Here is a 14522-nt window from a genome sequence, read left to right on the forward strand (position 1 = left end):
TCTTCCGATCTAAATGAAACTACAAATTATTTTGTATTAGAAGAGATAGTGGAACCGAAGGCAATTGAAAAAATGAAAGAAGTAAGCGAAAAATCATATCATTATTTAAATATGAATCCACATTTTCTTATCATAAAAGCAATCAATAAATAGCTAGTAAAATAACTTTGTTTTACTAGCTATTTACAGTTTTACATTACATATTAGGAGACTTTAAAATGAATACGAAACGAAATAGAGTAGTATATGCACTATTTACTATAGTTGTTATTATTTTAGGTCTTAGCTCAAGAAAGTTTGCTTTTGCACTACCACATCTATTAAATGATTATTTAGGTGATGCATTATGGGCATTAATGATTTTCACTGGCTTTGGATTTTTGTTTCCTAAAACAGAGACGAAGAAGTTGGCTTTTATTAGTTTAATGTTTTGCTACGGAATTGAAGCGAGCCAATTGTATCATGCGGAATGGATAGATAGCATTCGTGCAACGACTTTGGGGGGACTCGTGTTGGGATACGGTTTTTTGTGGAGTGATGTAGTGGCTTATACAATTGGTGTTGGAGTGGGAATACTGTGTGAGGTTATTTTTCGGAAGAAATAAGAATTGTAAAAGGGGTATTTGTAAATGGAACAAGCACTGGAAATTGCAAAGCTTTGGTTTCGAAATGAACATGTCACAGCTACTGTAATGCAACCAAAAGTAGCGAAGGTTTTATGCAAGAATAAAGAGTACATTTTAAAGAGAACGGGATCGATAAAGCAACTTCTAGTTGAATTCGATGTTTTGAAGCAACTGTATGAAAAGGGAATTAAAGTACAGAGAGTAGTAAAGACAGAAAATGATGAACAATATGTATTATATAAAGAAAAATATTATTGCTTATATGAGTATGTTGCCGGAAGTGTTTTAGAAATAAAAGATACGAATAAGCTGGAAAGGCTAGCAAGTACAATTGGAGAAGAAATAGCTAATCTGCACAAAGCATTACATTCGGTGAATAGTGACCATGAGTTAATAAAAAGAGATTTATATAAGATGGTATTTGAATGGGCTATACCGATTTTAGAAAAGAATGAGTATGTTCATCGAGAGGTAATTCAAAAGATGGAGCGAATGCACGCAGCTTTCAAGGAAACGGTCCATTCATTACCGAGACAAATTATTCATCGTGATATGCATCTATCGAATGTAATCTTTAAAGATGATAAACTGGAAGGGTTTATAGATTTTGAGATTTTAGAAAATAATGTAAAAATATTTGATTTATGTTATTGCTGTACAAGTGTATTAAGCGAGCTATTTAGTAATGAAAGATTAAGAGGGAAATGGTTACATATCGTTAGCAAAGTCTTTGAAGGTTATTATAAACAAAATGATTTAACGAAAGAAGAACTAAAAGCTATTTGGTATGTTATGCTTTCAATTCAAATTATCTTTATTGCTTATTTTGTCCAGTTACCAGATTTATTAAAGTTAAATGAAGAAATGTTCTTCTGGATTTTTGCTAATAAGGAAGCTATTGAAGAAGTTATAGAATGTATCGTAAAGGTATGAAAAAAATAATATTAATTGGTTCTGGTGGTTCAGGAAAATCTACATTAGCAAGGCAGTTAGGAAATAAATTAAATATTAAGGTGCATCATCTTGATGCATTATTTTGGAAACCGAATTGGGAAGGTGTTCCGAGAGAAGAACAAATAGCAGTTCAAAATAACTTAATTAAAGATGAGAAGTGGATTATTGATGGGAATTATGGCGGGACGATGGATATCAGACTGAATGCAGCTGATACAATTATCTTCCTTGATATTCATAGAACAATTTGTATTTATCGTGCGTTTAAAAGAATTGTAAAATACCGGAATAAAACAAGACCAGATATGGGCGCGGGATGTGAAGAAAGATTTAATTTGCAATTTTTTAAATGGATATGGAAATATCCTAATGCTAAACGACCTACAATTTTAAAAGGGTTAGAGCAATTGTCCGAAGAGAAAAAGGTTATTGTTTTAAAATCTCCAAATGAGGTTCGGAAATTTTTAGAGCACATATAATAATAGAATGTGACACAACAATTTTTTTTGGATCTTACCGATTAGTTTAATTAAACTAATCGTTTTTTATTATGAAAAATTTAACGCTTTTTGAAAATTGTATTTTGTAATGAGTATATGACTATAAATTCATATAAAATGAACGTTTGGAGGAATAGAAAATGACTAATGATTTAATTCAAACAATCGATTCATTAATGGTAAATATTCCAGCTGGAGAGGTAGTATTAAGAGATGATCGAATAAAAAAAGAATGGCTAGTACAAATTCAACCATTTCTTCTTGCAAAGTATGCTGTAACAATCGAACTATATGATGCTATTACAAATAGCACATTAAATAATTTTGAAAAAAATCATAAACCAGTTGTAAATATTTCATGGAACGATGCCATTGCGTTTTGTAATGTACTTTCAAAAATAGCGGGATTAAAAGAATATTATTCTATTAGTGATGGTGGTCAAATTGTGAAATGTAATTTAGATTCAAATGGCTACCGATTACCATGTGAGGCAGAGTGGCAATATGCATGTAAAGCAAGTACAACCGGATATACATACGGGAAACTTCATGATATAGCGTGGTATAATGAAAATTCAAATGGAGAGATTCATGACGTTGGCCAAAAAGAACCGAATGCATGGGGACTTTATGATATGCTAGGGAACGTTTGGGAATGGTGTTATGATTTGTATGATGAAACAGTGTACGGATCATACCGCATTTTTCGTGGTGGTAGTTGGGCTGAAACAGCGAGAGGGTGCGGCGCTACTTGTCGTCGTCGAAGCCATCCTACATTTCATATAGATGATCTCGGTTTTAGACTTGCTAGATCAATTTAGTAGGAACATGATACGAACAACTAAGAAAAGAGTATGGAGAGAATCCGTACTTTTCCAACATAGAAACGATTTAACGTAAGGAGTGTTTATTATGGCGCGTGTTTTATTTATTAACGCTGGATCAGAAGGACATATAAATCCAACTTTACAAGTTGTAGAAGAATTGATTTCTCGTGGTGAAGAGGTCGTTTATTTTTCAATAGAAGCTTTTAGGGAACGAATTGAGAAGACAGGTGCTACTGTACGAACGATTGACGATCAAAAATTTATAAAAGCGTTTCTATCTGGAGGCAGAAATTATTTACAGGAAAGAATAAACGGTCTTCTACATACAGCAGATGTTGTTATACCTAGTGTTCTAGAACAAATTGAAGGTGAACATTTTGATTACATAATTCATGATTCTATGTTTGGCTGTGGGCACTTAATTGCTCAAATTCTTAAATTGCCATCTATAAATTCATGTACATCTTTTGCGCAGGATGAAAAATCTTTTGAGCAAATGTTAGGTCATCTGTCAAAAAATATCCCAGTAGAAATTCATGATAAAATACAGAATGATTTTCAAAACTTAACGAAGGGAATTGCTGAAAAATATGGTGTTGAAATAAAATCATCGTATGAAGTTTTCTGTAATCCTGCACCTCTTACTATTGTGTATACAATTAAGGAGTTTCAGCCTTTTGGTGATACGTTTGATGAAACATATAAATTTGTAGGACCATCTATCTCTGCACAAATGAAAAACAGAGACGTTGATTTTACTTCAATTGAAGAAAAAAGTCCGATTTATATTTCATTAGGTACTGTTTTTAATGAAGCGATTGACTTTTATAAACTGTGTATGAAGGCCTTTGAGAATAGTGAGCATACAATTGTTATGTCTATTGGTAATAAAACAAAAATAAGTGATCTAGGCGAAATCCCTAAAAACTTCATTGTGAAAAACTATGTGCCTCAAACCGAACTGCTTACTTATACGAAACTATTTATTACACACGGCGGGATGAACAGTACGCATGAAGGATTATATAACGGGGTTCCGCTCGTTGTAATACCGCAAAGTGCAGATCAGCCAGCAATTGCAAAGCAAGTGGAGAGTCTTGGAGCAGGAGTTCAATTACATATGAATGAATTAACCGTGGAGAAATTGCGTGAAAGTGTGGAGTTAATTTTAAATAACCCTTCATATAAAGAGGCTGCTTTGAATTTGAAGGAATCATTCCGAACATCGGGTGGATATAAGGAAGCTGTTGATGAAATTTTTACATTTGTAGGTCAGTAATAAATATAAAGTTATACATGAAAAAAGTGTCTATATTAAATGATATAGACACTTTTCTGTTGTAGGAAGAGAAGAATTGTTTAAATGGAAAAAATGAAAATACTAAATGTGAATTTTGAGAACTAAGTCTACAATTTCTGCTGCACACTTTTATTTTATCCCGTATTAACCGACCGTAAAAACCCAACTAATTAAAGTTTTAATTTATGATTTCAGGATGTGGTTTTATATGTTAGTAATAATTTCACTGTTTCTGCACAACTTCTGCACATGCTTAGGCGAGTTCTATGTCATGATATATTCATAAAGTGAAATATTTCACAAGGAAAAAATATATTTTCACTGCGGTGTATGCATAATTAACACATACATCGGTACAAGTTTGTCTCTTGTTATTCTTTTACATCAAAGCCCACATTCCACTACAAAGTATAACAAGAAGGGGACATGAACATGAATAATCGATTTTTAAAACAACTACAAAATATGAAAATGAACAAAAAAAGTTTAGGAGTTGTAGCATTAACAGCTGGAATTATTAGTACGACACTTATTCCTCAAAATGCTTATGCGCACGGTTTTGTTGAAAAGCCCGGTAGCCGATCCGCTTTATGTAGTCCAACTTATGGTGCGCTAAATGTAAACTGTGGAAGTGTTATGTATGAACCACAAAGTTTAGAAGCTCCAAAAGGGTTCCCACAAGGTGGTCCAGTAGATGGACAAATTGCTTCAGCAGGCGGAAAATTTGGTGGTATTTTAGATCAACAAACAGAAAATCGTTGGTTTAAAAATACAATCACTGGTGGGGAAAATACATTTACTTGGAAGTATACTGCGCCTCACTTAACGAGTAAGTGGCATTACTATATTACTAAAAAAGGATGGAATCCAAATAAAGCGCTAACAAGAGCAGATTTCGAACCAATTGGAACTGTACAACATGATGGTTCTGCAGCTTCAAATAATTTAACTCATAAAATCAATGTACCTACTGATCGTAGTGGATATCATGTGATTTTAGCAGTATGGGATGTAGCTGATACAGCAAATGCATTCTATAATGTAATTGATGTTAATCTTATTAATGATGTGAAACCAGACATAGAAGCACCAAGTATTCCAAATGGACTTCAGACGCAAAAAGTAACAGCGAATAGTGTAGAACTAACATGGAACGCTTCTACGGATAATGTAGGGGTAAAAGGATATCAAATCTTCCGTAACGGAGAGATGATTGATACAGTACCAGGGACTCATTTTATTGATAAGAAGTTACAACCAAGTACAGAATACTCTTATACTGTAAAAGCAATTGACGCAGCTGGCAATGTATCGACAGAAAGTACAGCGCTTACAGTAAAAACGACAGTTGAGACTCCTGATACAGAAGCACCAACACAACCAAAAGGATTACATAGTATGGGAACGACAGCGTCAAGTGTGGATTTAATGTGGAGTCCATCTGACGATAATATTGGTGTAGACCATTATGATATTTATAGAGAAACAGAAGGATCAATGAAAAAGATTGCAACATCCAATACAACTTCTTATTTGGATAAAAATCTGCTCGCTAATACTACTTATAAATATGTAGTGAAAGCTGTTGATGTAGCTGGAAATGAATCCGTACAGAGTGATATATTCACAATTACTACAAAAACCGAAAGTGCTTCATATGAAGCGTGGGATGCAAAAAAAGCATATAAAAAGGGAGATAGAGTTCTACACGAAGGAAAAGTATATGAAGCAGTCCAGAGTTATCAAGGAAATGGTGATCCAAACTGGATTTATGCATTATCATTATGGAAAACAGTGTAAGCTTTACTTAGGTATGAACTAAGAGATGATGGGCTTTGATGCAAAAGGTAATCTTAAGAATTCACTTTTCTATTAATAAAAAAGGGTAGTGTATGAATACATAAGATTCATATACTACCCTTTTTATTATGATAACATTTTCGTCATAAGTATGTGCGGAATGCCATCTTCCATAAATATATCAGAAGAAGTTTCATAGTCTAATTTTTTATAAAATCCTTCAGCTTGTGTTTGACCGTGTAGTTTAACTTTCGTAACTTGTTCGTTACGAGCAAGTTCTTCTAACGTTTGAATGATGACTTTACCTAATCCGTATGTACGATAATCTTTTAAAATACAAATACGTTCTAATTTTCCGACACCATCAACAAATCGTATACGACCTGTGCCTACAGGAAGTTCATGATAATAAACTAAAATATGTTTACATTGCTCTCCGATTTCATCGAATGTATCGAATTCATCTGCAAGAGGGACACCTTGTTCTTTTACAAATACTTCTTTTCGAATATGAAAGGCAGTTTCTAAATCAGCAAGTTCTGTTATAAGTTTGGATTGCAAAATGTTCAGTCCTTTCTAGTGTAATCAGTTTGCGTTTTCCTAGTATATCATAATAAAGCACTATTAAGAGAAGAAGAACATACTAAAAAGCCAACTTTAAAAAGTTAGCTTTTATTACAATTTCTTTATCCCATTTTTAGTACCAATAATTGCTGTACTCGTCATACTTATAAACAACCCTGTTTCAACTACACCAGTAATCATTTTTAATTGGGTGTGCAAATGGGCAGGATTAGAAATATGATTAGGGAATATACAATCGATAATCATGTTATTGTTATCGGTTATATAAGTTTCATCATTTTTCAAACGTAATGTGGTTTGACACCCTAAAGACTGAATTTTATTTTCGGTTTGTTTCCATGAAAAAGGGATGATTTCAACAGGTAATGGAAAATTACCTAAATGTGTTACAAATTTCGATTCATCAGCAATGATAATTAGTTCTTTAGAGGAAGAGGCAACGATTTTTTCACGAAGTAATGCACCACCACCGCCTTTTATAAGTTGTAAATTTGAATCAATTTCATCCGCTCCATCAATTGTAAGATCAAGGCTTTGTACGTCGTTTAACGAAATTAGGGGGATATTTAGTTGCTGTGCTAATGCTTCAGTTTCCTTTGATGTCGGTACAGCTTGAAATGATAATCCTTCTTTTACACGTTCACCTAATTTTTGTATTGTCCAATATACAGTAGAACCTGTACCAAGCCCAATTTTCATGCCATCATTTACAAAGTTAGCAGCATATTCGCCAGCGAGCTGTTTTAAATTCATCACTTTACTCCGCCGGGCGTGGCCCAGCATCAAGACCTGAATTTTCAACTGTAAGTACCGGACGAACGACTATATCTTTATGTACACGCATTTGACAAGATAATCGTAAATGATCTTCAATTCCTTTTTCCGTCATTGCATGTTTCTCATTCGCACTCGCTTCACAGAAATCACCTGCTAGTATTTCTACTCTACAAGTTGTACAACGTGCATTCCCGCCGCAACGATGAAGAATGTTGACACCGCTATCCTCAATTGCTAATACTAACTTTGTTCCTTCTTTCACATCAAAAGTTCCCGTACCTTCAATTGTTAATTTTGGCAAATTTGTTCCTCCTCACGTAAAATTGTACATAACATATTTATGACCGCGAATTATTGAACATAAACATTATTTTTTTATATCCCCGTAACTTTTTTTAATGTTGAATCGTTTATTAAGTAAGCGCTGAAAAGGAGTGGTTATTTTGTGCACAAAAGTAACTCATGTTTTAAAGAATCATATCAATACGAATCATTCAAATATAAACTTTTTAATTGAACAATATGGAGAGTTAAAAAGATACTGTACTTTTTTAACGAAAAACAAATGGGATGGGGAAGATCTCGCCCAAGAAACAGTGTGTAAAGTGCTTCAAAAATATAGAAATAAAGATATTTGTATGACACTCGTCTATAAAATAGCAAGAAATCGTTGGTTAGATCAGATGAAGTCTAAGTCTGTTCATGAAAAAATAAGAGAACAAATCACATTTGAAGAACCACATGAGAACATTGCAGATTTGCATGAAATGGTAGGGAAAGTATTGTCTTCATTAAATGTACAGCAATCCGCAATTTTATTATTAAAAGATGTTTTTCAATATAGTATCGCTGATATTGCTAAAGTGTGTTCTGTATCAGAAGGTGCAGTGAAAGCTTCTTTATTTCGGAGTAGAAATAGGCTGAAAACTGTAAGTGAAGAAGGGATTGAGATAGTCGAATTCACAGAGGATATTGAAGTTGTTGTAACATCTATTCGTGAGGAAAGACCGGAATTATTAACGAAGCTTCTTCCGACAATAGATTTTACTAAGTTACCATCTAAACAGCCAGTCTTATTATTTAATGTGAAAAACCCTTCTTCCTACAGTTATATGCTTTACGCAGCATAACAAGTATTGGAGGGATTTAAAATGAATGCAATTCCATATGTAGTAGAACAAACAAAATTAGGAGAACGTTCCTATGATATATATTCAAGGTTATTGAAAGACCGCATTATTATTATCGGCTCAGAAATTAATGATCAAGTAGCGAGTAGTGTCGTAGCGCAATTATTATTTTTAGAAGCAGAAGATGCAGAAAAAGATATATTCTTATACATCAATAGCCCTGGCGGTTCAACGACAGCAGGTTTTGCAATATTAGATACGATGAATTTAATTAAACCAGATGTGCAAACGCTATGCATGGGCTTTGCGGCATCATTCGGTGCATTGTTATTATTATCAGGGGCAAAAGGAAAACGGTTTGCTCTCCCTAACAGTGAAATTATGATTCATCAGCCGCTTGGTGGTGCACAAGGGCAAGCAACAGAAATTGAAATAACTGCGAAAAGAATATTAAAGTTAAAGCATGATATTAATAAAATGATTGCAGAAAAAACGGGGCAACCGATTGAAAGAGTAGCACATGATACAGAAAGAGATTATTTTATGACTGCAGAAGAAGCGAAGGCATATGGGATTGTAGATAACGTTGTTACGAAAAAATAAGTTAAAAACAGGCTAGAGGATATGCTAACCCTCTAGCCTATTTTTATTAATCTTTTATCCATTCATCAACTAGCGCTTGATTCTTCTTAATCCATTTTCGCGCCGCTTCTTCGGGATCTTTCGTTTTATTTAACTCGACCATTAATGTACCAAGCTGTTCATCGTTCATCTTCCATTTGTCAAAGTATTTTATGATATCCGGATGGTCTTTTTCGAAACCTTTACGAACAGAGTAATAAATGTCATCTTTTTCACCATATACTTTCTTAGGGTCTTTTAAATATTTTAAGTCAAATTCTGAAAAGCCCCAATGCGGATTCCAAAGCGTAACAGCGATTGGTTTCTTTTTCGTATATGCTTTCTTTAGTTCACTCATCATCGCAGCTTCAGAGGATTGGACAAGTTTTAGTTTTATATCATATTCTTTCATTGCTTTATTCGTTAAATTCATAAGACTACTACCGGGTTCGATACCGACAATTTTATTCTCTAGTTCATCTTTATGAGCATTTAAATCTTCGATACTGTTTATGTTTTTCATATAAGAAGGGACGACTAAACCTAGTCCAGTACCTTCGTACCATTTTGATTTTAAGACAATATCATCTTTATAACGATCGTTTAGCGGTTTATCTGTAACTGGTAGCCATACTTCTAAATTCGCATCAACATCACCACGAGCGACACCAGTCCAAATTGCGGCTTTTTCTAAATACATGAGCTCAACTTTGTAGCCTTTTTCTTCTAATAAAACTTTCCACATGTTTGCGGTTGCAATATTTTCTTTCCAACTTGTTACACCAAGTTTAATTTTTCCTTTCGAATTTGCATTTGTTGCATTACATGAAGTGAAAATCATAGTAATAAATAATGCAAGGCATATAAACCAAATTTTCTTTCGCATCGAAAACCTCCTAAGTAACGTTTGCCTTATAAAATAAATGTATAAGTAAGCATTCTTATTATGAACGGAAACGAGAATTTTAAAGAAATCTTATGAATGTCATTTTTATGTAATATTTCTTGGTAAAATCGCAACACTATGTGAATAGATGGGTAGAAAAGGAGTAGTGACATGGATAATACAAAGGTGCGTGTTGAAAACGTAACAAAAGTATTCGGGAAACATCCGCAAAGGGCCCTTTCCTTATTAAAAGAAGGAAAAAGTAAATCGGAAATTTTAAAAGAGACAGGAATGAACGTTGGGGTGAAAAAAGCAACGTTTGAAGTTTACTCTGGAGAGATTTTCGTTATTATGGGTTTGTCTGGTAGCGGGAAATCTACGCTAGTTCGTATGTTAAATCAATTGATTAAACCAACTGCAGGTCATATATACATAGATGGTGAAGACATCGCAACGATGGGAAAAGAAGAGTTACGGAGAGTAAGAAGAACGAAAATGAGTATGGTATTTCAGAAATTCGCTCTATTTCCGCATCGTACAGTTATACAAAATGTTGCATATGGTTTAGAAATACAAGGAGTTCCGGTTGAAGAGCGAGAGAAAAAAGCGTTAGAATCGCTACAGTTAGTAGGACTCGATCATCATAAAGATAATTACCCAAGTCAACTTAGTGGTGGTATGCAACAGCGCGTTGGAATCGCAAGGGCACTAACGAATAATCCAGATGTATTACTAATGGACGAGTCATTCAGTGCATTAGATCCACTTATTCGAAAAGAAATGCAAGATGAATTGTTAGAGTTACAAGATAAAATGGAAAAAACGATTATATTTATTACGCATGATTTAGACGAAGCGCTTCGAATTGGAGATCGTATCGCATTAATGAAAGATGGAGAAATCGTCCAAATTGGAACACCAGAAGAAATTATGATGAGCCCCGCTAATGAATTTGTAGAAAAGTTTGTTGCGGATGTGAATTTAGGAAAAGTAATTACGGCGGAGTCTATTTTAAAACGACCAGAAACTTTATTAATTGATCGTGGACCTCGTGTAGCCCTTCAAATTATGAGGAATGCAGGTGTTTCAACTGTATATGTTGTAAACAAAAAGTATGAGTTTTTAGGTATATTAACTGCGGATGATGCGAGTAAAGCAGTACAAAAACAGTGGCCGATTGCTGATTTATTACTTAATGATATTCCGCATGTGTATTTGGATACTTTACTGGAAGAGACATATGCAAAAATGGCAGAGATGAAATATCCGTTACCAGTAATCGATGAGAAGAAAAGGCTAAGAGGAATTATTAAACGTGAAAGTGTCATTCAAGCTCTTGCAGGAAACATTGAGGAAGAGGTGAAAGACGATGAATAGTATACCGCGGATTCCATTAGGGGAATGGGTCGACTCATTTGTTGCAAGTTTATATGAGCACTTTGAAGGCTTATTCCGAGGATTCTCTTATATTATTGGCGGATTTGTTGATTTACTCACTAATTTTTTAACAATAATACCCGCCATATTGATGATTATTATCTTATGTTTCCTCATTTGGTACACAACGAGGAAATTATCTTTAGTCATTTTTACGCTTATTGGATTATTATTTATTTTGAATATTAACTACTGGGCACAAACGATGCAAACATTGGCACTCGTACTTACGTCTGTTATTATTTCAATTATTGTCGGAATTCCAATTGGTATATTAGCATCTCAAAATGAACGTTTCTCAAAATTTTTAAAACCAACATTAGATTTTATGCAAACAATGCCTGCATTCGTATACCTTATTCCAGCGATTACATTTTTCGGAGTAGGTGTAGTACCTGGAATTATTGCATCAGTAATCTTTGCAATGCCACCGACAATTCGTTTTACTGACTTAGGAATTAGACAAGTTCCAGAAGATTTAATTGAAGCAGCGAATGCATTTGGATCCACAGCATCACAAAAACTATTTAAAGTACAATTACCACTTGCAACCGGAACGATTATGGCTGGTGTGAACCAAAGCATTATGCTTTCGTTATCGATGGTTGTAACAGCATCACTTGTAGGAGCTCCAGGACTTGGAGTTGATGTATATCGCTCTGTAACACAAGTTAATATCGGAATGGGATTTGAAGCTGGATTAGCTATCGTAGTAATCGCAATTATATTAGATCGAATTACACAAGGGTTCCATACGAAAAGAAAATAATGAATAAAAAACACACTTTTATAATACAAAGTGTGTTTTTTATTGCATCCAGATCACATACGAACGATAACAGAACCTCCAGCTGGCGCACAAACTTGGTTTTTTGTTGTTCCATTGATTTAATTAATTGATTATTTTCCTCGATTAATGAGATTAATTTAGTTAATTGATTTTCAAGACTTGCAATACGCTGCATCATATATTGTGAATCATGATGCAATGTATTCCTTGCGGGATGAGGGGAATAAACATACTGTTGATTTATATTTGGATTCCAATGAGGATACATTTGAATCGTTCCTCCTTCAATAAATTACGAAGCTTTCTTATAGTAAATGCCTATGTATAATTAATAGTTACTTGAAAATTTTCCAATATAAAAGGAGTATGTACAGAAAATGGAAAATATTATATGTGAAGTTACAGTACATTTTTTGGAAATATTTAAGCGAGATAGTCCTTATATTAATACATTCAAGTAAATGTATGTTATTTAGGGAGAAATGATGGGAGGAGATGTAATTTTGGCTAAAAATAAAAAAAGAAATGATGCTTTGGCAATAGGTGTCGGTATAGGAGTTGTAATTGGTGTATTTCAAGGGCACTTTACAAATAATTTAGTAATCGGAATTGTGATTGGGATTATAATTGGGATTGCGTTTTTGAAGAAATAATGAGATGTAAATTCATTTCAAAAATTGTTGTATCAAAAGAATGAAAATTCGGAATACTAAACCTGTTTTTCCTTTTTTTGTGATATTATATATGAAAAGGAAGGTGATGGATATGTCAACAAACAATCAAATAGAACAAAACTGTTTCATTTGCAAAAAACATATAGGAAATATTATAGTTCCAGGTGGAGCTATTTACGAAGATGAACTCGTTTACGTTGGACATGTCCACTGGGATAGTGAAGAAACATACCTGGGTTATGTAATGATAGATATAAAAAGACATGTACCTGGCCTTGCTGAACTAACAGATGAAGAAGCGAAAGCGTTCGGACTTATAACAAGTAGAGTAAGTAAAGCGCTAAAAGAAAGCGAAGGTGCAGAGCATATTTACACTTTTGTTTCAGGAAACGGTGTACCACATATGCATATGCACATTATTCCGCGTTATCCGAATACACCAAAAGAGTTTTGGTCACCAACCGAGATAGCGAAATGGACTGGCGCACCATATGGTGACGAAGAGAAAATAAAAAAACTATGTGAAAGAATACGAAAGTATATGGTAAATGAGTATGCATACAAAAAATAATACACAATATTCATGGGTTGGAAATATAGAAATGTGTTTAGGAGAAATTTCAGTTAAACAATATGGTGATATTGTACTTGGTAAATATGGTGGGAATATAAGTGCTGGAGCGAAAAAGAATGAAGATGGTGCATTAGTTTGGTCAAATGGCGAATGGGAATTTGCAGCTATATTAGATGGACATAATAGTGCAGAAAGTGTTGATTTAGTAGTAAATACAATCGAAAAAGAATATGAAAATATAAAAGTAATTTTGAATGAACCAATTAATACAGTGTTTCAATCTGTTGAAAATCATATACTGACAATTTTTCAGGCATCTTCATTTAAGGAAAAGTGCAAAAAAATTAAAGGTGAAACAGCTTGCTTACTATGTGTAAGGAAAGAAAATTATATATGGTGGCTTTCTATCGGTGATTGTTTAGTGTATGTATTTCATGAAGAGTTACATAAGTTAGGACAATATGCATTAAATCAACGTCATTTTTACGAATGGATTGGAAATGTAAACACATTTGATTTACCTGTTCCTTGCTATTCATCAGGTATTCGTGAATTACGTACTGGAAAGAACCGAATTGTAATGGTGACAGATGGAGTATTAGAATGCGGGGAACGCCGATATGAAATACCTGTAAATTTGTATAATGCTATGAACAGAAATGATAAAACACTTAAAGAAAATATTCACAATGTTTTAGAACACGTGCATCATCAGTTGGGACGTGATAGTGCGACTATAATTAGTTGGGACGTTGAAAATAAAGAGAATGCTACGTATCCGAGTGATCAGCCGGAGAAAATGAAAGTAAGAAAATAAAAGGATAGTTTTTTTGTCAATTAGAAAAATAACTCTATTAATTTTATGAGTACTATCTGCATTCATTTTGAAAAAATAGCAAGAAAAAAGTTATACATCCCGAAGAAAAGGATGGGAAATAGATTGTTGCTGTACAATACATAAAACATGTCTTGATAAAACTACTACTAAATAAGTAAGCATAAAGAAAATGAAGATATTATCGAAACATTAAAAAATTATAT

17 protein-coding genes and 2 pseudogenes are annotated in these 14522 nt (G+C 33.6%); 14 read left to right on the forward strand and 5 right to left on the reverse strand.

Features of this window, described 5'->3' with window-relative positions:
* The 7 genes and pseudogenes from ACQGSG_RS20950 to ACQGSG_RS20980 form a co-directional block, all read left to right on the forward strand.
* Positions 1–153: pseudogene (locus ACQGSG_RS20950) on the forward strand (class I SAM-dependent methyltransferase); the annotation flags it as partial.
* A gap of 65 nt (positions 154–218) precedes the next feature.
* Positions 219–605, forward strand: a complete 387-nt coding sequence (locus ACQGSG_RS20955; RefSeq protein ID WP_001093461.1) for a DUF2809 domain-containing protein — start codon at positions 219–221, stop codon at positions 603–605.
* Positions 606–629: 24 nt separating this feature from the next.
* Positions 630–1559 (forward strand): phosphotransferase enzyme family protein, encoded by a 930-nt coding sequence (locus tag ACQGSG_RS20960; RefSeq protein WP_000434098.1) that lies wholly within the window; start codon positions 630–632, stop codon positions 1557–1559.
* A complete protein-coding gene (locus tag ACQGSG_RS20965; RefSeq protein WP_325843136.1) occupies positions 1556–2059 on the forward strand; it encodes a DNA topology modulation protein in 504 nt (167 codons plus the stop codon). The genes ACQGSG_RS20960 and ACQGSG_RS20965 overlap by 4 nt, the downstream gene beginning before the upstream one ends.
* Before the next feature lie 161 nt (positions 2060–2220).
* Complete coding sequence (locus ACQGSG_RS20970) at positions 2221–2901, forward strand: formylglycine-generating enzyme family protein (RefSeq protein WP_044584535.1); 681 nt, start codon at positions 2221–2223, stop codon at positions 2899–2901.
* A 91-nt stretch (positions 2902–2992) separates the two neighbouring features.
* A complete protein-coding gene (locus ACQGSG_RS20975; RefSeq protein WP_325843133.1) occupies positions 2993–4186 on the forward strand; it encodes a macrolide family glycosyltransferase in 1194 nt (397 codons plus the stop codon).
* Positions 4187–4639: 453 nt separating this feature from the next.
* Entirely contained in the window at positions 4640–6007 is a 1368-nt protein-coding gene (locus ACQGSG_RS20980; protein WP_001065165.1) for a lytic polysaccharide monooxygenase, read from the forward strand.
* Positions 6008–6133: 126 nt separating this feature from the next.
* Here the strand turns inward: ACQGSG_RS20980 and ACQGSG_RS20985 are convergent, their stop codons facing one another.
* The 3 genes from ACQGSG_RS20985 to ACQGSG_RS20995 form a co-directional block, all read right to left on the reverse strand.
* The gene (locus ACQGSG_RS20985; RefSeq protein WP_001190864.1) at positions 6134–6568 is read right to left on the reverse strand and encodes a GNAT family N-acetyltransferase; all 435 of its coding nucleotides are present in this window, start codon (positions 6566–6568) and stop codon (positions 6134–6136) included.
* A gap of 114 nt (positions 6569–6682) precedes the next feature.
* Complete coding sequence (gene rpiA / locus ACQGSG_RS20990; RefSeq protein WP_001049987.1) at positions 6683–7345, reverse strand: ribose 5-phosphate isomerase A; 663 nt, start codon at positions 7343–7345, stop codon at positions 6683–6685.
* 4 nt (positions 7346–7349) lie between these two features.
* Positions 7350–7670, reverse strand: a complete 321-nt coding sequence (locus ACQGSG_RS20995) for a 2Fe-2S iron-sulfur cluster-binding protein (RefSeq protein WP_001125395.1) — start codon at positions 7668–7670, stop codon at positions 7350–7352.
* A gap of 142 nt (positions 7671–7812) precedes the next feature.
* Between ACQGSG_RS20995 and ACQGSG_RS21000 the strand changes: the two genes are divergently transcribed.
* Both ACQGSG_RS21000 and clpP read left to right on the forward strand, forming a co-directional pair.
* A complete protein-coding gene (locus ACQGSG_RS21000) occupies positions 7813–8499 on the forward strand; it encodes an RNA polymerase subunit sigma-70 (RefSeq protein WP_098295468.1) in 687 nt (228 codons plus the stop codon).
* 21 nt (positions 8500–8520) lie between these two features.
* Positions 8521–9102, forward strand: a complete 582-nt coding sequence (clpP, locus tag ACQGSG_RS21005; RefSeq protein ID WP_000991611.1) for an ATP-dependent Clp endopeptidase proteolytic subunit ClpP — start codon at positions 8521–8523, stop codon at positions 9100–9102.
* A 46-nt stretch (positions 9103–9148) separates the two neighbouring features.
* On the opposite strand, the gene ACQGSG_RS21010 is transcribed toward clpP, so the two are convergent.
* Positions 9149–10006: a glycine betaine ABC transporter substrate-binding protein gene (locus ACQGSG_RS21010; RefSeq protein ID WP_001227619.1), complete on the reverse strand. Its 858-nt coding sequence runs from the start codon at positions 10004–10006 to the stop codon at positions 9149–9151.
* A gap of 171 nt (positions 10007–10177) precedes the next feature.
* Here ACQGSG_RS21010 and ACQGSG_RS21015 point away from each other — a divergent pair, with 171 nt between their 5' ends.
* Positions 10178–11383, forward strand: coding sequence for a quaternary amine ABC transporter ATP-binding protein (locus ACQGSG_RS21015; RefSeq protein WP_000370606.1), 1206 nt, complete (start codon positions 10178–10180; stop codon positions 11381–11383).
* On the forward strand, positions 11376–12212 hold the full coding sequence (locus ACQGSG_RS21020; protein ID WP_001084760.1) for an ABC transporter permease: 837 nt from the start codon (positions 11376–11378) through the stop codon (positions 12210–12212). Before ACQGSG_RS21015 ends, ACQGSG_RS21020 begins: the two co-directional genes overlap by 8 nt.
* A gap of 53 nt (positions 12213–12265) precedes the next feature.
* Here the strand turns inward: ACQGSG_RS21020 and ACQGSG_RS21025 are convergent.
* Positions 12266–12501: pseudogene (locus ACQGSG_RS21025) on the reverse strand (hypothetical protein).
* A 217-nt stretch (positions 12502–12718) separates the two neighbouring features.
* On the opposite strand from ACQGSG_RS21025, the gene ACQGSG_RS21030 reads away from it, so the two are divergent.
* From ACQGSG_RS21030 to ACQGSG_RS21040, 3 genes are all read left to right on the forward strand, one after another.
* Positions 12719–12886: a hypothetical protein gene (locus ACQGSG_RS21030; protein WP_000508470.1), complete on the forward strand. Its 168-nt coding sequence runs from the start codon at positions 12719–12721 to the stop codon at positions 12884–12886.
* A 91-nt stretch (positions 12887–12977) separates the two neighbouring features.
* A complete protein-coding gene (locus ACQGSG_RS21035; protein WP_003284488.1) occupies positions 12978–13478 on the forward strand; it encodes an HIT family protein in 501 nt (166 codons plus the stop codon).
* Positions 13462–14298 (forward strand): PP2C family serine/threonine-protein phosphatase, encoded by an 837-nt coding sequence (locus ACQGSG_RS21040; RefSeq protein WP_135238445.1) that lies wholly within the window; start codon positions 13462–13464, stop codon positions 14296–14298. Before ACQGSG_RS21035 ends, ACQGSG_RS21040 begins: the two co-directional genes overlap by 17 nt.
* Positions 14299–14522 lie beyond the last annotated feature (224 nt).

This window comes from Bacillus sp. GMa5/1 (assembly GCF_050172015.1).
GTDB classification, from domain to species: Bacteria; Bacillota; Bacilli; order Bacillales; family Bacillaceae_G; genus Bacillus_A; species Bacillus_A cereus.